The sequence below is a fragment of the Bdellovibrio sp. HCB274 genome (assembly GCF_047306075.1).
In the GTDB taxonomy this organism is placed as follows: domain Bacteria; phylum Bdellovibrionota; class Bdellovibrionia; order Bdellovibrionales; family Bdellovibrionaceae; genus Bdellovibrio.
On sequence record NZ_CP178623.1, the window covers coordinates 3,445,826 to 3,464,266 of the forward strand.

Genomic DNA, 18,441 nt, shown 5'->3' on the forward strand with positions numbered 1-18,441 from the left:
TAAGCCGCCGTTTCAGGTTACTGACCTAATTCCGCCATAATGTCCCAACCAAATTTTGCCATTTTTGCCTCGCCGATGCCATGGACATTTTTAAGTTCATCAAGACTTTGGGGGTTTTGAATTGCCAAATGTTTAAGAGTCAAATCACCAAACACCACAAAGGCTGGGACGTCGAGCTCTTTGGCTTTCTCTTTACGCCATTTCTTTAACAACTGGAAGCGCGCCTCTTGTGCCTGATCAAACACCACGTCATCCATATCGACCGTGGTCTTTGACACTTTTGATCGTGTCTTGGTTTTTGTAGCAGGGGCCTTAAGTGCCGCCACCGGACGGGAGATGCGTCGCTCAGATTGTGGCAGGCAAGTATCACAGTGACCGCAGCGTTCGATTCGTTGCGCGTCTTTATAGTACGTCAGGATCTCGGCATGACGGCACTCGCCGCCTTCAGCGTAGTTCACCAGCGCATCCAGATTTCTCCAGCGGGCGTTCTTAATTTCCTTTGGCGCTTCTGAGCTCGTAATAAAATAAGTTTGCAGTCCCTTGTCTTTCTTTGAATAAAGCATCAGACAAGTTGAATCCAATCCGTCACGACCTGCACGCCCCATTTCCTGATAAAGGGAGTCGATGTTTGCAGGCATTTGATAATGCACCACTAAGCGCACATCGGGCTGATCGATACCCATGCCAAAAGCATTTGTAGCAACCAGGATTCTTAAATCACCACGACCATAAGCTTCCTGAGTTTCCGTGCGTTCTGCTGTGGAAAGACCGGCGTGATAATATCCCACCTGATCCATTTTCTTTTGCAAATGAGCCGCTAACTCTTCAGTCACTTTGCGGGTGCCGCAATAGATGATCACGCGACCTTCCGGGGCCTGGCGAATGGATTGCATTAACAAAGCCATCTTCGCTTCTTCGTCCGCGCAAAACTCAACCTGATAATAAAGATTTGAACGATAGAAACCGTGAACGCGTCGTTCAGGACTTTTCAATTTCAAATTAATGGAAATATCCGCAAGCACCGTCGGTGTTGCTGAAGCCGTTAACGCCAAAACCGGAACATCCGGGCGCAGGCGTTTTAAAATTTCCAGCTGACTGTACTCCTCGCGGAAGTCATGACCCCACTGAGAAACGCAGTGAGCTTCATCAATAGCAAACACCGCAATCGAGCGATTCTGAATCCAGCGCTGAAAACCTTCTTTTTGCACACGCTCAGGAGATAGATACAAAAGATACGTTCCGCCTTTTTCGATATCCTGAAAAATCTGGCGCTTTTCCTGATCGGATTGACCTGCATACAAGCAGCCAGAAGGAATGCCTTTTTTTTGCAAAGACATTACCTGATCTTTCATCAACGCGATCAATGGAGAAATGACGATAACGAGCTTATTGGTGAACACTGCCGGAAACTGAAAGCACAGAGATTTACCACCACCCGTAGGAAGTACCGCCAAAACGTCTTTACCAGAAAGAATTCCAGAGATGATTTCCTGCTGACCAATACGAAATTTAGGGAGTCCGAAGGACTTCTGCAGAGTCGGCTCAAATTGGTCAAAGGCGAAGGTTTCCGGGGACTGAATCATAGGGCTACTTTCCTTGAAAATAGCCCTTATTTGCAACCAAGATTCCCGCGTTAACTGGATTTATTTTCCTTGCAACTCCCCTATGGGAGGGAATTTCGGACGTCTTTAGTAACGACTCTCGAAATCCAGCTTTTCGACCTCCACGGTGGCAAGCTTGATGTCAGCCGCCTTCGTCAGATCTTTGAGCTGTTCCAATGAGGTCGCACTGGCAATGGGTGCCGTAATGCACTTTCTTTGCATCAACCAGGCAAGTGCAATGGTGGCAGGTTTTACCTGATGAGCTTTGGAGATATCATCCATCGCTCCCAGGATCTTCAAGCCCCGTTCATCCAGATAGCTTAATGCTTTTTCTCCGCGAGCGCTTAATTTCACATCTTCTTTGCTGCGATATTTTCCGGTTAAAAATCCACTGGCCAAAGAGTAGTAAGGAATAACTCCGATACCGTTTTGCAGGCACAAAGCTTCGAGCTCTTTTTCAAAATATTCGCGATCGTGCAGATTGTATTTTGGTTGCAAGGTCACGTAGGCCGGAAACTTTTCCTTCTCGCTGATATGCAGGCTTTCTTTCAGGCGTTTTGCATTAAAGTTTGAAGCACCAATCGCACGAACTTTTCCCTCTTTTATTAAGGCATCATAAGCAGCCAGGGTTTCCTCGATCGGGGTTTCGGCATCATCGGTATGGGATTGATACAAATCAATATAATCAGTCTGCAGACGACGAAGTGAGTCCTCCACGGCCTGTTTGATGTACTGCCCTTTCAAGCCCTTTTTCTCCGGACTCATTTCCATTCCCACTTTCGTGGCAATGATCATCTGATCGCGAATTTTGCGATCCTTCATCCATTTCCCGATGATGATTTCAGATTCACCACCTTGATTTCCGGGAACCCAGCGCGAGTACACGTCAGCAGTATCTATAAAATTGAATCCGGCTTCCCGAAATCCATCTAAAATCGCAAAGGACATTGCTTCGTCGATTGTCCAACCAAACACATTGCCGCCAAAACAAAGTGGAGCAACTTCAATTCCTGTTTTTCCCAGCTGACGTTTATGCATGATGATTCATCTCCTTATCACAATCACATTGAATGCAACCCCACGTGGTTGCCTTCGGTGTCCTGAAAAATTCCAATATTTCCATACTGACCAATGCTTTTCTTAGTGGCCAGTATTCTGCCGCCATTTTCCTGTACCTTTTTTAAAGACGCATCAATGTCTGTCACAGGAATATAGGGCAGACTTCCATCTGCAGAGGGTTTATAGCCAGGGCCTTTCACCAACGCTCCTGAAGCCCCGTAGGACCTCATATCGCCTGAAGGAAAGAACGCGAGCTTTAAGGCACCCATCTCTTCTGTTTTGAATTTTAGATCGAATGACTTTTCATAGAAAGTCATAGCGCGTGAAATATCTTCGGTGGCAATTTCCACCCAGTTAAACATATTGGATGTCATAATAAAAAACCTCCCCGCTTAACCGCCGGTGCTTTCGCGTGGCGGATTCTGATCACAAGAATCAGAAGCAGAAGAGGTCTTCGTCAATATGGCATTGAACAAGCTTACTGGGTCAGCCAGTTAAAGCTTTATTAGCGCGCTTCAGTCGTAAGGACAGCGTTTTAACAAGGGCTTTGGCCCAGCTGGGTTTCGAGAAAATCACACTGTCCAAAGAGCTCATGGGAATTTCAATCAACTCAACTTCGGTGACCGCTTCCACTGTGGCTGAGCGAGGTTCATGATTAAAGTGTCCCATTTCTCCGACAAACTCCCCAGGACCGATTTCACCCAGGCGGATGCGATCACCGGTTGTACCTTCGGAGTAAGCACTTAAGGTTCCGTTTTTAACGATGTAGACAACTTCCGTGGTGTCGCCTTCTTTAAAAAGAGTTTCACCAACATCAAGATTGCGCAGACGATACTGCGAACCTTCCTTCACTGGTTTTGGCGCGATAATTTTGGACACCACTTCCAGCAGAGCCCATTCACGATTTGGTTCAGAAAGAAAAGACAGACGCCCCGACTGCACCTCATGAGGGAAAACATCATGGTCAGGAACATAGGACATCATCACTACAAATATTTCGTTGTTATTTTTTTCTTTTAAGACTTTCGCGACGATATCATAGCCCGAACCTTTTGGCAGGTACTCGTCGACAAACAAGATCTTGGGTCTGACGTTATCTATCTTATATTTAGTGGCAAACCAATCACTGCCGTGAAACACGGAGCAGTTATTGAAGTGCTTGTTCAGGATATCAGAGATGGCCGTGATTCTATTCGGGTCTCCGCTGACGATCAAAAACGTGTTCTTATCCTGGCTGCGTCCCATATGCTCAAACCTTCCATATTATTTTTGTCTCATTCCTGAGACCAACAGACGTGCCGAATAGATTCATTATCAACCCAAACTGTCTAACACTCAACCTTCTGTCAAAAAGTTGCCCAGGAATTCTCAGGTTGATTCGAATGAAATGTTTCGTATTGGGAATATGCTTAATTTAATTGAAAGCGCGCCAGGTCCGCAGCGAACGTTTGTTTGTCATTCGGGAAACGTTTGCTGACTGCATTGATCAGTGACGAACGCATATTATGGTTGTCGTTGTTGGCAATCACAGTCAGAAGCCCCTGCTGGCAGGCAGAATACGTACCGCAGTTATTCAGATATATATCGTAGGCAACCAGCACCGGAATATCATCTGCATCCGTGGAGGCAGCGATATTTCGCTCCTGCTCGGTCTGCGCATCTTCCATTCTGATTTTTTGAGGTGGGGCATATTCAAGTGCTTCCGCCAGAGCGACTTCGGCAAGTGCCGTGTCTCCGCCTTTGCCATTTAAAAGATCCAAAGCCTCAACTCGATCAAAATGAGCAGAGTTTGTACCCTGCAAATCACGATAGTAGTCCCACAAAACAGTTCTTTTATTTGGAAGTGCATTTATCTGCGCACGCAGTTGCGCTGCTCTTACGCGAAGTTCTGATTTCATTTCAGCGGCACGAGTTGTTTTGATCAGATCTATTAATAGTGCGCGCTCTTTAGTTTGCACGGGCACGTCGGTGTAGCTTGCAATTTTTCGGGTTGGCGCAGTTTGAGCCGTTCCAGAAGCTTCGTTTTTTACAGGTTGATCTGTATTAGCGATTACCGGGGAACTGAAGGATTGGGGATCGCCTGATTGCTTGACGGTTTCGAATTTATCTCTGCTGAAAAAGACAACAACACCCACTGCAACTACAACCAAAACGATTAAAATCTGCTTCATTATTAGATTATCCCCGTGTGCCTTAAGGATTTGCAACTGGAAACAGAGTCTAGTTATTAGCCACCCTTCAAGAGTTATACAGCTGAAACCGAATCCACCGCTAATACGTGTGTTAACAGCCCTTGGTCCTCATTTTGCTTCACATCCTGGTATTGGGGGGCCAATGAAGTTAACAACAACGACTGTATTCGCAATCACCGTTCTCACATCTCATATAGCCAACGCTGGGATCACCTGCTCTGCAACTGAATGTAAGGCTGAAACTATGCCTTTATTAGATCAGATGGAATCTTCTGTAAGATCTAAATTTGGATCAATGGCCTGTGTGCCAACTTCATCCATGATGGTCATGGAATCTGTTTTCTCTGATAAAAAAGATATCGTTGCTGGTAGCTTTACTGACAGCATCTATCAACAGAACTCCTATGGTGCAATTCTATTGATGGGTAACGATATGAAGACGACATCACAAAACGGTACCTACGTTAATGATGCACAAAAAACTTTTACTAAAATTGCCCAGGGCTTTTCAGGTGGCGCATCTGGGTTCAACGTGACGAATGCCAAAAGAACAATCTCTCCCGCAAACCTAATGGAAGACATGAAATCAGGTATGGTGGGTTCATTGCTTTTCGCTTCGTACATTCCGAAATGTTCTTCAATGGCCAGCGGCCGCAAATCCTGCAGCTTCACCCGTCAATACGGTCACTCCGTAGCAGTACAGGCAGCTTCCGGTTCTTCAGTTCAAATCTTTGACCCAAGTGATGATAAATGGACTTCCAGTCTTTCGAAACTTTCTGAAGATTCAGGCTTCGTGGATGCAACTCTATCATTGGCATCTCATATCGGTTCTGACGCCCGCATTCTTGCAAAAAACTATTACACTCAAGGTGAAGTGGATTTGGCAGAATATTTCTATGGTATCAAAATCGCAGCAGCATCTTCTCCAGTAGTAGTGCAGCCATCTCCAACTCCGACTACACCAGTTGTGGTACAACCATCCCCAACTCCAACTACTCCGGTAGTGGTGCAACCGTCGCCGACACCGACTACACCAGTAGTGGTACAGCCATCACCGACTCCAAAACCACCGGTAGTTGTGCAACCTACACCTAAACCTCCGGTTGTGGTTCAGCCAACTCCGAAACCAACGGTTCCAGTAGTTGAGCAGCCAACAAGACCGACAAGACCGGTTGTTACTCAGCCGCCAAAATCCCAAATCTGGCAGCAATGGGTAAAATACTTCAAAGCTAAAGGTAAATACGCTTCCCGCAGATAATAAACCCATGAAAAAAGAGGTAAATCAGACGGCAGTTTCGACTGCCGTCTTGCTATTTTAGGGGGTTTTACTGTAGAACCACCCCATGATCAGCACCTCAAATATCAGCCTCCGCTTCGGTGGCAAAAAGCTTTTTGAAGACGTAAATGTGAAATTCACTCCAGGCAACTGTTACGGCCTTATCGGCGCCAATGGCGCAGGTAAATCCACGTTCCTGAAAGTCCTTTCCAAAGAGATCGAGCCTAATACGGGCGAGATCATCATTCCGGGTGGCTTGCGCCTTTCCGTTCTTAAACAAGATCACTACGCATATGATGAATATCCGGTTCTAAAAACGGTCTTGATGGGTAATGAACGTCTGTACAAAGTGATGACTGAAAAAGACGAGCTTTATGCAAAACCTGATTTTTCTGAGGAAGACGGCGTTCGCGCTTCTGAGTTGGAAACTGTTTTCGCAGAACTTAACGGCTGGGAAGCTGAATCTGAAGCGGGTGTGATGCTTGCGGGCCTTGGCATCGGTGACGAGTTTCACGACAAACTGATGAAGGAACTAAATCCTGGCGAAAAAGTAAAAGTCCTTTTGGCGCAGGCCTTGTTTGGCCGCCCTGATATTTTACTTCTGGATGAGCCGACGAATCACTTGGACATCTATGCGATCAACTGGCTGGAAGATTTCCTTTTGAATTTTGAAAACACTGTCATCGTGATTTCGCATGACCGTCATTTCCTGAACAAAGTTTGCTCGCACATTGCTGATATTGATTACGGCAAAGTGACAACTTACACGGGTAACTACGATTTCTGGCGCCAGGCGAGCGAACTAAAACAACGCATGCTTTCTGATCAGAACAAGAAAAGTGCTGACAAGGCTGACGAGCTAAAAGCCTTCATCGCGCGTTTTAGTGCTAATGCATCCAAATCAGCGCAAGCTTCCTCCCGTCAAAAACAACTGGAAAAGCTTGAGTTCAATGACTTGCCAGCTTCTTCCCGTCGCTCACCTTTCATCGGTTTTGATATCAAACGCGAATTGGGTAACGACGTTTTGGTGGTGGATAAAATCACCAAGACCTGGGAAGGCGAGACATTACTTAAAAATGTCAGCTTCACCCTTAAGAAAGGCGACAAAGTTGCTTTGATGGGTCGCAATGACCTGGCGAAGACTTTGCTTCTAGAAATCATCGCTGGCGAACTGGCGGCTGATTCTGGTACGTACACTTGGGGCATCACAACAAACCGTGGTTACTTCCCAACTGATAACTCCAAATACTTCCAGGGTGCTGAGCCTACATTGGTTGATTGGTTGCGTGAATTCTCTGAAGACAAAGACGAAAGCTTCCTGCGTGGGTTCTTGGGTAAAATGCTTTTCTCTGGCTCGGATGCCTTAAAACAACCAACAGTTCTTTCCGGGGGCGAGAAGGTGCGTTGCATGTTCTCAAAACTAATGCTCTCAGGAGCTAACATCCTGATCCTGGATGGTCCAACGAATCACTTGGATCTGGAAAGCATCACTGCCGTGAATGAAGGCTTACAGCGCTTTAAAGGCACTGTGATCTTCACGTGCCACGACCATGAGCTGTTGCAAACCGTGGCGAACAGAATTATCGAAATCAACGAGACGGTCACTTACGACAATCATATTGATTACGAAGGTTACGTTCAGGCTACTAAAAAACACTAGACCTCGGTTTAGTTCCCTATCAAGAGCAGAAGTCCTTGTCCGATAAGGAAGTATGGATTTTCTGCTCTTCTTTTTTCTCTTTTCACAAACAAGTCATGCGGTTGAGCCGTATGCCTATCCAAAGCAGAATAAAGTATCCATTAACTCAGAAGTCCTTGCGGGATGCTTTTTAAAAGAAATAAACAAGTACCCAAATCAAACTCGTACGACCGAGCCCTTGTTTGTTTATCGTGACAATAGAAGAGAACGACACAGAGTGGAAACTGCTCAGTGCGAGTTCAACCATGATGCTTTCTTTTCCTACATGATTGCAGAATCTGATCGCTACTGTGATTACAGCACAGGGCAGGAGCGTAAATTGCGTGATTGGATCCTGAAGCAAGACGATAACACGATTGATCCGGTAAAACTCTTCAGAGAAGCTTTACAGCTAAATGGGGGTTCAACTTTCAACGCCACTTTGACAATCCATCAACTTCTGCGTAACGAGGCCCGTTATAAAAGTAAATCATACTTTTATAAATCCACTCCTTCTTTAGAGAAAGCCTTCTGGAATAAATTCGTCGATATACGTGGTGACCTCGAAGAGCGCGGCAAAATAGATGGATTCGAAGCTGATCATCAGGGTTCCTGGTATAGGATTTGGGGAATCATGGGTTACCGTTTTTCGCTAAATCGCGGCTCTTACAACGACATGGATTCCAAAACTTGCGGATATACGGAAAAAGGTTTGCTGAGTTCCCAACTTAAAGCCTTTAAAGCCAATAGCACTGCGATCGCAGCTGAAGCCATTAAGTATCCCATGGATTTTATCGGGGACTATCAACCTGGTGCAGATCGCACAGGCAAGATGGCTGTGAATATCGCAGGCTCCCACATTGCCACAATCATCGAAGACTCCACCCATAAGCGCGCACTGAGCTTACAGAGCTTTCCAGACGACAAGGTCTGCGAGAATCAAGGGTACCTAGAAGCAGATTAGGAAATAAAAAAGGGCAGATTTGATCTGCCCTTTTTATTTAACTAGTTGTCTCTGGGTTGTGGTGCAAATCCCATTTCAGCCCAGGATAGTGGCTGAAACGGCAGGCGAAGCACCTTGTACCAAGGATCGCGGTACTGCTCGACCTTCAAAGAACCCGGATCATACTTCCACTTGTCGGCAATTTTCGTTGCCGAGAAAGCGATTGAAATCTTGTAGTCATTGCTGCGTAAAAGAATATTCGTCTTGTACACGCAAGTGTTAGAAATATTTCCGATCAACTTCACTTTAATTTTAGTGTCACTGTCGTTGAACTTATCCCAGTGCAGATTGTAAACCACGGAACCCGCTGGTTTCTTGCTTAGCAAATCCACGTCTGGAATTGGCAGCACTGGAATTGGGATTGAATAACGATAGCACATCGCCTCGTCAGCAATCGCTTTAGAGATATCAATTAAATCATCGCCCACGTTCAGGATCACTTCAGGGTAAGCCGTATAAACGTCCTTCGTGAACACCATCGCGGAAACATCATTACTCCAGGGAAGCAACGGCGTAACCGAAGTTTTCATTTGTACCAGCATGGAAATACGAACGCCCAAAAGATCCAACTCTTCGTGCGTGTAGTTGCCGTGGTGATGACCGAACTCGTGGATCAGGATCGCCACTGCTTCTGCAACGGAAACTGCTGTGAACTCGCCGGCTGCGTTTTTGGAATAAAGAAGATCGGAGTTGATATAGATCGGTGAACTCACTGTGCTGCCGGTCTTGGCCACGCGAACCAGGTCGTCGATGATAAAGAACCCTGGCGTTTTCTTTTCAGAACCGAAGTACAACATGCGGCTTCTGACTTCTTGAGGAAGAGATTTGGCGATCTTAGCGATGATCTCGCGCTCGCGCGGAGTTAATTTGCAGCTATCTGAAGTCAGGCAGACTTCAATGTACTTTTCCAAGCGCTCGTAGGCGAAAAGAACATTCTTTTCTGCGATACCGCCGCCGTTACCGACCCAATCACTGCCAGGACCAGCAAAAGCAGTCACTGACACAGAAGCCAGGACCAACATTGCAGCGCTTTTTAGGGCCTTTGTTACTTTAAACATTTTGATCCTCCGTAGGATTCTCAAGTTTCGTAAGCGGAAACAGAAGAAACGACAAGGTATAAACTTCAGTCAACGGCCCGTCTTGTAACAGATCCTCGATCTTTTTTCGAGTTTTTAATAGGACATCTTTCACTGCCGGGATCTTCTCGGGGTTTACCGCCATAGTCATCGAATTGAACAGGCGCGTATCAATGGGATCTCTATGAAGTGATTGCTCTGCAAGGTGCAAATTCTGATTGTGGTACTTGCGTATTGCAGCTGACGGCACATCTTTCATAAGCATCGGTTTGGTTGTTCTGACCAGGCGGTTGCGACTTTTTTTCAAAAGCTCCAGTCTGAATAAACGATCTAGCGCCTGTTCCGCCTCGGATTCTTTGATACCCAGGCGTTTTGCTATCCATAGAGGGTTTGCTCTATTCTCGGGGAGCTGCGCCAGATTCATTATCGCCAGATAGTACCAGTCCGAAATCATGCGGAAAGTATCTTCTTGTAATAGTAAATCTTCATCAATTGCGATCTTTGTCGATCCCTGACGATATTCCGCCCACAATAATTCTCTCTCTAAAGGAGAAACCAAAAGGCGTTCCATAACTTTCTCCAGGTTCGACTTGGAGAGCGAACGTCTGTCACCCATAACATCAGATAATGTGGTTGAACCAATTCCCAGATCACGGGCGAAGGCACGCAATGAATAAGAGGAGTTGCGCGTTTGTCGCTTTGCCAGTTCCTGCATCAATAACTTTTTTACAGTGATTTCCATGGAACCTATATAGACACAAAACTCTAATAACGCAAGAGTTCGGGACACTTTGTCCCGCTTTGCTTGGTCGGGACACTATGTCCCGGGTGGGGTCTAGACAACCCTTTTGAAGCCGAATATCTACTGGTCCATACCGCAGCGGCGGAAAAGTTACCGAACTACAAAAACAATCCTAAGGAGGATGAAAATGAAAAAAGTATTCTTGGCTATCGCAATGGTTTTGGGTGTTTCTCAAGCTCACGCTTACACTGCTCCAGCATGGGCATGTAACCTGAACTTCAAAGGTTCTGCATCTGGTTTCAAAGTGATCCTTGGTAACTACCAATATAACGGTAAAGGTACTTTGGCTTGTATGTCTCCAACGGGTCAAACAGCTGAATACCCAGTAACAGTTACAATGAAAGCGAAGCCTTTCTCTCCACAAATCGCATTGGGCAAAATGGAATTGACGGGTCAAGCGGCTGAAATCGCTCTGTTTGATTCCAATCCTGAATCTATCCTTGGCACTTACTACGTAGCTCAAGCTCAAGGCGCAATCCTTGGTGGCGTTGGTGTTATCACTGCGACTCGCGTAGATCTTCCAACAATCGCTCTTAAAGTGTCTTTCCAGTTTGCTAAAGGCTTCGGTGTCAACCTTGGCGTTAACAGAATGGAAATCGCACTAGATCAAGACCGTAACTAATTCATTGAAGAATTGGAAAGCGTGAATCTCAAAAAACCGGGGAACTTAAAACTCCCCGGCTTTTCCTTCCCGAGATTTTAAATAATTTTTTAACCTAAATGGGGTTTTAAATGTTCACAGAACTATCCGGAGAGGCGATCGCCCTTCCAAATTCAATCAAACATAAAGAGTTTTTTATGGTTCAACCTTTAAACAACGGTGCATTTCCCGATTACCGGGATTTATTAAAAGAAAAATTTGCTGCAGAGAAGGCAAAGAAATACTCGTTCTCTCTGCAGTACTGTGCGGATAGGCTTCAAGTATCGAAAACTTTCGTGAAGCTTGTTTTTGACAAGAAAAGACACTTCTCCATGGACACACTTCCTCGCCTTTGGGACTTGTTCAAACTGACTGAAAAAGAACGTCTGCATTTGACATTCTTGTTCTGTCACACAGTCTCAGACAGCGATTTGTTGAAAAACCAATTCGCTCTTGTCATGAAAAATGTAGAAAATGAAACGTTGACTGTTTCTGCCGCTACACAAGTCTCGTATTAGCCTAGGAGTACCTCGATTTTTTGTACGCAAGCGTACACTGTGTGTAAGTTTAACCCACACTGAAATTGAGGTGCGACATGAAAACCAGCCATCACATAACATGTTTCAGCCTTTCCCTACTGTTAGCAGTGGGGAATTATGCGCAAGCAGAAGTTTCCACATACATCGATGATGACCGCATTCCTAACATGCTCGAACATATCGATCCCTTTGATCCCAACGTAGAACAAGTCTTGGATCAGTACGATAAAATCTATGAAGAAGAAACCGGGAAGCCCGCCCACATCAACACCGTGATGGATGACATCCTGGGACCTTTCGCAGGGTGCAAGCGCGGAGGCTGTGCAATTTGGGCTCAAGTCGTGAAAAGTTCGCAGCGGATGTACCTCTATGTGAACGGAAGTTTGCGCGGATCCTGGGCGGTATCAACCGGGATGAAAGGTTATTCAACTCCAAGTTTTGACCGCCATCCAAATGGTCGCATCTATGATCGTTACACTTCCACAAAATATCCAGAGGGTGACTATAACGGTTTAGGCAATATGCCTTACGCCGTCTTTATCACCGGGGGTTACGCCTTACATGGAACTCCACGGGGTAACTGGCCTAAGCTAGGTACTCCAGCATCCCATGGCTGCATACGTATGCATCCGGATAATGCATATAGCTTCAACCGCATGGTTCGATCCTACGGCGTCAGCCGCGTGTGGATCACGGTGCAATAGTTGGTTTTAGTTTAAAGGAATCTACTCGAAGTGATCTGAGTGGGAATACCTTTCCCACTCCACTTTGAATACTGGTACTTCCCGCCGGGCAGTACTTTTTCAGATTTAATTTCAACATCAATTAAAGCATTGAAACCCGCTTTTACAGCCAGGAATGCCAAACGCATCATCACTTCCTCGCGATCCGGGCAATCCTTGATTTCAATCGCCTTTTCTTTGCGACTAAATCTAGACGTAGTCTTTGTATCGTCCGTCATGAAGATCGTGATGGTTGTTGCCTTCCGCATGTCAGCTTCATACTGCTCAAGCTCGGGAGCGACGTTTTTGTCATAGCAAGGACCGCAGAACACGGTGTGCTTTAATTGCGGAGGAATCGTTTTTAAATAGGAAAATGTGCTTTCCTCCAAAAACTGCGCGCACTTTTTACAGATAGGATCGTGGCAGATACCACATTCCAAATTCGCCTTAGGTTTTTGACAGACTCCGCAGTTCGTATTTTCCATATTCAGATTCCTCGGGGGAAAATTACATGACACACCGTTTCGATGCAAGGTCCAAAGCATTGAAGCTTTTGAACAGAAGGCGCAGATTCCCCAGATCGGAGATATTGATGGCAGAACATGAGCTTAGCAGGAAACGTCAGGTGCTTTTTATATACTCAATCAGTTGTTTGATTGGAATTGCGATGGTTTTCGTCGCCAAAGCCCTGTTATTGATGATTCAACTTTGTACGAACTTGTTCTACTTTCAGGAGTTTTCCTTTCACGAGCGCTCCCCGGCCGAGCATAGCCTGGGATGGATTTCAGTTATCATTCCTGTGATTGGTGGATTGATTGTGGGTGCTATGGCCCGTTGGGGTTCTAAAGCAATTCGCGGTCACGGCATTCCCGAAGCCATGGAAAACATTTTGGAGCGCGATAGCCGCATTCCACGCAGAATCACCCTTTTAAAACCTCTATCTTCAGCGGTAGCCATCGGATCTGGTGGACCATTTGGTGCCGAGGGTCCGATCATCGCAACCGGCGGTGCTTTAGGTTCCTGGATTGGACAGATTCTTCCTGTCACCGCCTATGAGAGAAAAATTCTTTTGGCATCGGGCGCAGCGGCCGGCATGGCTGCAATCTTTGGTACACCGTTATCTGCAGTGATGATTGCTATCGAACTATTATTGTTTGAATTCCGTGCTAAATCTTTTGTTCCAGTGGTGCTGGCCACGGTGATTGCTGCCACTTTGCGTGGAGTATTCATTGGCACTGAATCTTTCTTTCAGATGCCTGCCTTAGGGGAAACTTCACCGACACAACTTTTGGTGTTCCTGGCGTTTGGCGTGGTGATGGGACTACTGTGCATCTTTGTTACCAAGTCCATTTATTGGATCGAGGACGCGTTTGAAAAAATCCCTATTCATTGGATGTGGTGGCCAGCCCTTGGAGGTATCGCTGTCGGCTTAATCGGTCTGGTTGAACCACGCAGTCTGGGAGTGGGTTACGGAAATATTTCCATGAGCTTAAGTGGCAGTCTGACTGTAGGCGCTGCTGTCAGTATTCTGGTTTGGAAATTTCTTTCCTGGGCGATTGCCCTGGGAAGTGGAACTTCCGGTGGAACCCTGGCGCCACTTTTAACTTTGGGATCCGCTTTTGGATTCATCGTAGGCAGTGGGCTAACTTTGGCATTTCCCGAATGGGGCATTGATCCTCACGCGATGGCACTTGTAGGAATGGCTGCCCTGTTTGCAGGTTCATCACGAGCACTCTTAACGTCGGTGATTTTTGCGTTGGAAGGAACAAAGCAGCCTTTGGGGTTGGTTCCGTTATTAGGCTGCTGCTCGATTGCTTATGTTGTGTCTACGCTTTTAATGAAGAATTCGATTATGACAGAAAAGATCGTTCGCCGGGGACTTCAGGTTCCGCACGAATACTATCCCATTCCGCGCAAGTCTGAAAAATCTTAAGGTCGCAGCTCCGCACATTTTGCGGCTGCGATTTCAGTCACACTGTTATTTTCAGTCGCATGTGGAATGTAATGTCTTAGTAAAAGCGTCGGTGCGCCCTGGTCGTACCAGTTTTCCACGTGCATTTCCACGACATCTCCTCTGGCTGAAATAGTACTTTCGGATTTTATAATGTTGATTCCTGTCCCGTACGGCTGACAGGTTTTAAAATCGACACCGACTATTTCCTGCCCCTCAAATACCAGGAAGTGATTTTGAATTTGTGAGGATTCTCCTGTGCCCACAAAGGCCAGACAGAATCCAACGTTCACAGCACGTGACGAAGTCCACCCTCCCACGATGGCTTTTGATTCACCAAGCTCCAAAGCCAGTCCGTCGCGGTTGTAGTTTACGGCCGTAAACTCCCATACAGAGTCATTTTGTTGATACTCACAGGTGATGTGGTTGAAATTCTCTGCCGCCATACCTGGGACAGCAAATATTGAAACCAGAATTAATGCCAATAATCTCATGGGACACCTCGTGCTTGAAATTTCATAAAGTCCTTGAAACTATGTCAAGTAAGGAAGCAATTAATATGAATGTCGCTGAAAATGAAATTAAGTCCGTCATGGAAAAGTATAAGAAGTTCGCGGTTTACGGCTTAAGCCCCGATCCGACAAAACCAAGCCATTACGTTCCACTCTACATGCGTGATCACGGCTGGGAAGTGGTTGGAACTTATCCAAAAGCCCATGAAGCCAATGGCTTTGCGATCTATCATTCACTGTCTGAAATTCCGCAGGAGTACCGTAAGTTTGTCGATGTCTTTCGCTCTTCCGAGAAAATTCCCGAGGTCGTGGATGAGGCGATTGCTGTGGGCGGTGTGGAAGTTTTGTGGCTGCAGCTGGGCATTCATCATGCCGAAGCTGAGGCTCGGGCAGAAAAGGCAGGGATTAAAGTCGTCTCTAACCGATGCCTTATCATCGAACATAAAAGATGGTTCTAACTATTGCGCTGGCGAAGCGGCTGGCTCCGCTGCAGAGGGAGCCGCTGCCGGTGTTTCCACAACTTTCTTAAGATTGTCGAAACCTTTTTGCATTTGTCCTTTAAACATCGCCTCGCAATCAATCAAAACTGTCATAAGCTTTGTCATAAAGCCGCCATCACCATACATCGTCCAGGTAAAGCGAGTGCCTTCTGCTTCTGGAGTTAGCTTGTACTCAATCATTTGTTCAGCGTTCATTGGTTTTGTCATGATCAGCTTGATTAGAACAAACTCGTTAGGTTTGATTTCTTTCATCTCCAACCGACCTGATCCCGCTTCGCTATTTCCTTCAAAATCCATAGCTGATCCCACCTGACCGTCTTCACCGGTAAAGGTTTTTTTCATATTAGGATCTACTTGTTCATAGGGGCTCCATTGGCCACCCATTTTGAAGTTGCTTAAATAAGGGAAAATCTTTTCCGCAGGAGCATTGATGATCGCACTGTTTTCATAACGAAACGTTCCGCTACGTGTTGCCACATAACCCAAAAACAGAACGACGACGACCAAGAAGCCAATTAGGACCTTTTTAACCATGATGTTTTCCTCCGTGAGCTATCATGGTGTCCTAAAAATCCCACAAGATCAAACGGCGATTCCAGCATCCCGGTACGCCTGCATTTCATCCCCAGCAACGAAACCGAAAATTTTAGGGCCCGCTTCTGACGTCTGCATGAAATAGGTCACATCGAAATCAATGGTTTTGATGGGGGCGCCTTTCGGGCTGTATTCCGCGCGGTAGTATACTTTCACCATGTCATGAAAACGATCAATCGGGGTTACCACGAAATTTCGAATGTGAAGCTCGCGGGCTCCAATTTTTTGATAGAAAGAATACGCTTTCTGAAGCGTCGATGAGAAAAATAGATCGTTGGAACCGGTTTCAACATTATCAGGACCGGCCGCCAGAAAATGATCAGTAAAAAAACTGCGAATTAAATCGGTATCGAGTTTTCCCTGTAATCCCTGATTATAAGCTTCAACATACTTCTGAAAAAAATCTTTGTACTGCCGTGCTGGCATGGTGGTCCTCCGTGAGAATCACAATGATAAGACAACGGCAGATCAGACTCACATGACATTCCTGTCACTTAGTGCGCGGACTTTTTTTCGTTTGCACCGCCGTGCAATTTTTCAGTAACTGCGCCCATACTGCGCGTGCCACAGGCCCCATAGGTTTGTGTTTTAAACGCATGATGTGCAGATCCAAATGAAAAGGCTTCACCTGATCATCTTCAATCTGAACTAAAGCTTCTTTTTTAAGTTCTTTTTCAATCTCATTCAGCGGCAGTCGGCCCCAGCCAAAGCCGTTCATGATCATTTTGTGCTTTAAGGCATGATCAGTGACATAGCACTTCTTGGAATCTGCCACGACGCCTTTGCGATCACGCTTTAACAGATTGTTTTTGTCCCCCTGCTGAAGAACCACAATTTGCGGATAAGCTTTAAGGGACTTATAGGAAACATTCGGTAACTGCTTTGCCAAAGATTTTGCAACCACAGGAACCATTTCTATTCTATCGAAGGCAACACTTTCAACATTGTCGTTCTCTTCTGATTTTGTAGAAATCGCAAAGTCAGCGTCCTCAGAAAGCAAAGAATTTAATCCACCGCTCATGATTTCAGTTCGAAAGGTCATTTCGGTTGGGTATTTGCTTAAGACGGTTTCCTGGAAGACACCTTCGATTGCCTCAAAGCGCACTAAGGGATCAAGTACGATCGTCAGATAGGGTTCCACCTTCTTTGAACCCAGTTCGATCCCAACTGTTTTTAGTTCTCGAAATGTATAAAGACATTGCTTCGCCCAGTTATAAAATACCAAACCTTCCGGCGTAAGCTTGGGTCTGTATTCTTCGCGGTTAAACAACTGAAGGTCGAATTCCTCTTCCAGTTTCTTAATCGCTACACTTAAACTAGGTTGAGTTTTATAGAGGTGTTCGGCGGCGGCTTTAAAACTACCTTTTTCTACAATCATTTCAAGGGTTTCGAGCTGATCAATGGTCACTTCTTAGGCTCCTAAACTATATAAACAGCATTTATCATGATAATAAAAACATATTAATTTTTTTCAAGTCAAATCTGCCCGATATTGAATTCATCGAAGCGATAAACGAAATGATCGCTGGAAAATAAAAAACAAAACACCTTAAAGGGGAACATCATGAACGCATTTAAAGTAATCTTCGCAGCACTGATCGCACTGACAACAGCTCAAGCACAAGCAGGCAAAGCGGCAAAGTCACTTCTGACTCCAACCAATCACACCTTGATCCTGATCGATCACCAACCACAAATGGCATTTGCGGTTCGATCCATGGATGTACAGGAACTTCGCAACAACGTAACAGCCCTTGCGAAATCCGCAAAAGTATTCAAAGTCCCAACAGTTCTTACAACAGTCGCAGAGAAATCCTTTGCGGGACCTTTGTTTCCAGAACTACAGGCAGTTTTCCCAGAACTAAAACCAATTGACCGTACAACTATGAATACCTGGGAAGACGAACGCGTAACTGATGTCATTAAAAAACACGGTAAAAAGAAACTGGTATTCGCAGCTCTTTGGACTGAAGTGTGTGGCGTAGGTCCGGTTCTTTCAGCGATCGAAGAAGGTTATGAAGTATATTTCGTAGCTGACGCTTCTGGTGGTGTTTCAACTATCGCTCATGACGTAGCCATGGACAGAATGGTTCAAGCGGGCGCAAAACCAATCACTTGGATGCAGTACCTTTTGGAACTACAACGTGACTGGGCTCGTGGTGCAACTTATGACGCTGTAACTGGTATCGCAAAACAACACGGTGGCGGCTACGGTTTGGGTATCATCTACGCTAAAGAAATGTTCGGTGCTAAAGAAGGCACTCAAGAGAAATCCAAATAACCGATCAAAACTTCG

Annotated in this window: 21 protein-coding genes; 9 read left to right on the forward strand and 12 right to left on the reverse strand. The window is 45.7% G+C overall.

Annotated features, from left to right (window positions below):
• Window positions 1–17 precede the first annotated feature (17 nt).
• From ACLWNV_RS16710 to ACLWNV_RS16730, 5 genes are all read right to left on the reverse strand, one after another.
• Window positions 18–1,583 carry a RecQ family ATP-dependent DNA helicase gene (locus tag ACLWNV_RS16710; protein WP_413585585.1) on the reverse strand — a complete coding sequence of 522 codons (1,566 nt, stop codon included), beginning with the start codon at window positions 1,581–1,583 and terminating at the stop codon, window positions 18–20.
• Between the two features lie 105 nt (window positions 1,584–1,688).
• Window positions 1,689–2,639, reverse strand: a complete 951-nt coding sequence (locus ACLWNV_RS16715; protein WP_413585586.1) for an aldo/keto reductase — start codon at window positions 2,637–2,639, stop codon at window positions 1,689–1,691.
• A gap of 23 nt (window positions 2,640–2,662) precedes the next feature.
• Window positions 2,663–3,034 carry a VOC family protein gene (locus ACLWNV_RS16720; RefSeq protein WP_413585587.1) on the reverse strand — a complete coding sequence of 124 codons (372 nt, stop codon included), beginning with the start codon at window positions 3,032–3,034 and terminating at the stop codon, window positions 2,663–2,665.
• Between the two features lie 112 nt (window positions 3,035–3,146).
• On the reverse strand, window positions 3,147–3,905 hold the full coding sequence (locus tag ACLWNV_RS16725; protein WP_413585588.1) for a cyclic nucleotide-binding domain-containing protein: 759 nt from the start codon (window positions 3,903–3,905) through the stop codon (window positions 3,147–3,149).
• A gap of 164 nt (window positions 3,906–4,069) precedes the next feature.
• A complete protein-coding gene (locus ACLWNV_RS16730; RefSeq protein ID WP_413585589.1) occupies window positions 4,070–4,831 on the reverse strand; it encodes a hypothetical protein in 762 nt (253 codons plus the stop codon).
• Window positions 4,832–4,994: 163 nt separating this feature from the next.
• On the opposite strand from ACLWNV_RS16730, the gene ACLWNV_RS16735 reads away from it, so the two are divergent.
• From ACLWNV_RS16735 to ACLWNV_RS16745, 3 genes are all read left to right on the forward strand, one after another.
• A complete protein-coding gene (locus ACLWNV_RS16735) occupies window positions 4,995–6,110 on the forward strand; it encodes a hypothetical protein (RefSeq protein ID WP_413585590.1) in 1,116 nt (371 codons plus the stop codon).
• Between the two features lie 85 nt (window positions 6,111–6,195).
• On the forward strand, window positions 6,196–7,788 hold the full coding sequence (locus tag ACLWNV_RS16740; RefSeq protein ID WP_413585591.1) for an ABC-F family ATP-binding cassette domain-containing protein: 1,593 nt from the start codon (window positions 6,196–6,198) through the stop codon (window positions 7,786–7,788).
• 256 nt (window positions 7,789–8,044) lie between these two features.
• Window positions 8,045–8,770, forward strand: a complete 726-nt coding sequence (locus ACLWNV_RS16745; RefSeq protein ID WP_413585592.1) for a hypothetical protein — start codon at window positions 8,045–8,047, stop codon at window positions 8,768–8,770.
• A 41-nt stretch (window positions 8,771–8,811) separates the two neighbouring features.
• On the opposite strand, the gene ACLWNV_RS16750 is transcribed toward ACLWNV_RS16745, so the two are convergent.
• Together ACLWNV_RS16750 and ACLWNV_RS16755 are read right to left on the reverse strand one after the other, a co-directional pair.
• Window positions 8,812–9,867, reverse strand: a complete 1,056-nt coding sequence (locus ACLWNV_RS16750; protein ID WP_413585593.1) for a hypothetical protein — start codon at window positions 9,865–9,867, stop codon at window positions 8,812–8,814.
• Window positions 9,860–10,627 carry a DUF4423 domain-containing protein gene (locus tag ACLWNV_RS16755; protein ID WP_413585594.1) on the reverse strand — a complete coding sequence of 256 codons (768 nt, stop codon included), beginning with the start codon at window positions 10,625–10,627 and terminating at the stop codon, window positions 9,860–9,862. The genes ACLWNV_RS16750 and ACLWNV_RS16755 overlap by 8 nt, the downstream gene beginning before the upstream one ends.
• Window positions 10,628–10,814: 187 nt before the next feature.
• Between ACLWNV_RS16755 and ACLWNV_RS16760 the strand changes: the two genes are divergently transcribed.
• The 3 genes from ACLWNV_RS16760 to ACLWNV_RS16770 all read left to right on the forward strand — a co-directional run bounded on the left by ACLWNV_RS16760 (window position 10,815) and on the right by ACLWNV_RS16770 (window position 12,570).
• Window positions 10,815–11,309 carry a hypothetical protein gene (locus ACLWNV_RS16760; protein WP_413585595.1) on the forward strand — a complete coding sequence of 165 codons (495 nt, stop codon included), beginning with the start codon at window positions 10,815–10,817 and terminating at the stop codon, window positions 11,307–11,309.
• Between the two features lie 110 nt (window positions 11,310–11,419).
• Window positions 11,420–11,845, forward strand: coding sequence for a hypothetical protein (locus tag ACLWNV_RS16765; RefSeq protein ID WP_413585596.1), 426 nt, complete (start codon window positions 11,420–11,422; stop codon window positions 11,843–11,845).
• A 128-nt stretch (window positions 11,846–11,973) separates the two neighbouring features.
• On the forward strand, window positions 11,974–12,570 hold the full coding sequence (locus ACLWNV_RS16770; protein WP_413585597.1) for a L,D-transpeptidase: 597 nt from the start codon (window positions 11,974–11,976) through the stop codon (window positions 12,568–12,570).
• Between the two features lie 11 nt (window positions 12,571–12,581).
• Here the strand turns inward: ACLWNV_RS16770 and ACLWNV_RS16775 are convergent, their stop codons facing one another.
• Entirely contained in the window at window positions 12,582–13,073 is a 492-nt protein-coding gene (locus ACLWNV_RS16775) for a hypothetical protein (protein WP_413585598.1), read from the reverse strand.
• A gap of 107 nt (window positions 13,074–13,180) precedes the next feature.
• Between ACLWNV_RS16775 and ACLWNV_RS16780 the strand changes: the two genes are divergently transcribed.
• The gene (locus ACLWNV_RS16780) at window positions 13,181–14,521 is read left to right on the forward strand and encodes a chloride channel protein (protein ID WP_413585599.1); all 1,341 of its coding nucleotides are present in this window, start codon (window positions 13,181–13,183) and stop codon (window positions 14,519–14,521) included.
• Here ACLWNV_RS16780 and ACLWNV_RS16785 read toward each other — a convergent pair.
• Window positions 14,518–15,033: a hypothetical protein gene (locus ACLWNV_RS16785; protein WP_413585600.1), complete on the reverse strand. Its 516-nt coding sequence runs from the start codon at window positions 15,031–15,033 to the stop codon at window positions 14,518–14,520. The genes ACLWNV_RS16780 and ACLWNV_RS16785 overlap by 4 nt on opposite strands.
• A gap of 65 nt (window positions 15,034–15,098) precedes the next feature.
• On the opposite strand from ACLWNV_RS16785, the gene ACLWNV_RS16790 reads away from it, so the two are divergent.
• Window positions 15,099–15,509, forward strand: a complete 411-nt coding sequence (locus ACLWNV_RS16790; protein WP_413587647.1) for a CoA-binding protein — start codon at window positions 15,099–15,101, stop codon at window positions 15,507–15,509.
• On the opposite strand, the gene ACLWNV_RS16795 is transcribed toward ACLWNV_RS16790, so the two are convergent.
• The 3 genes from ACLWNV_RS16795 to ACLWNV_RS16805 all read right to left on the reverse strand — a co-directional run bounded on the left by ACLWNV_RS16795 (window position 15,510) and on the right by ACLWNV_RS16805 (window position 17,553).
• Window positions 15,510–16,085 carry an SRPBCC family protein gene (locus ACLWNV_RS16795; RefSeq protein ID WP_413585601.1) on the reverse strand — a complete coding sequence of 192 codons (576 nt, stop codon included), beginning with the start codon at window positions 16,083–16,085 and terminating at the stop codon, window positions 15,510–15,512. It abuts the gene before it with no gap.
• A gap of 48 nt (window positions 16,086–16,133) precedes the next feature.
• Window positions 16,134–16,571, reverse strand: coding sequence for a nuclear transport factor 2 family protein (locus ACLWNV_RS16800; protein ID WP_413585602.1), 438 nt, complete (start codon window positions 16,569–16,571; stop codon window positions 16,134–16,136).
• A 64-nt stretch (window positions 16,572–16,635) separates the two neighbouring features.
• Window positions 16,636–17,553 (reverse strand): LysR family transcriptional regulator, encoded by a 918-nt coding sequence (locus ACLWNV_RS16805; RefSeq protein ID WP_413585603.1) that lies wholly within the window; start codon window positions 17,551–17,553, stop codon window positions 16,636–16,638.
• A gap of 195 nt (window positions 17,554–17,748) precedes the next feature.
• Between ACLWNV_RS16805 and ACLWNV_RS16810 the strand changes: the two genes are divergently transcribed.
• A complete protein-coding gene (locus ACLWNV_RS16810) occupies window positions 17,749–18,426 on the forward strand; it encodes a hydrolase (RefSeq protein ID WP_413587648.1) in 678 nt (225 codons plus the stop codon).
• The last annotated feature ends 15 nt before the right edge of the window (window positions 18,427–18,441 follow it).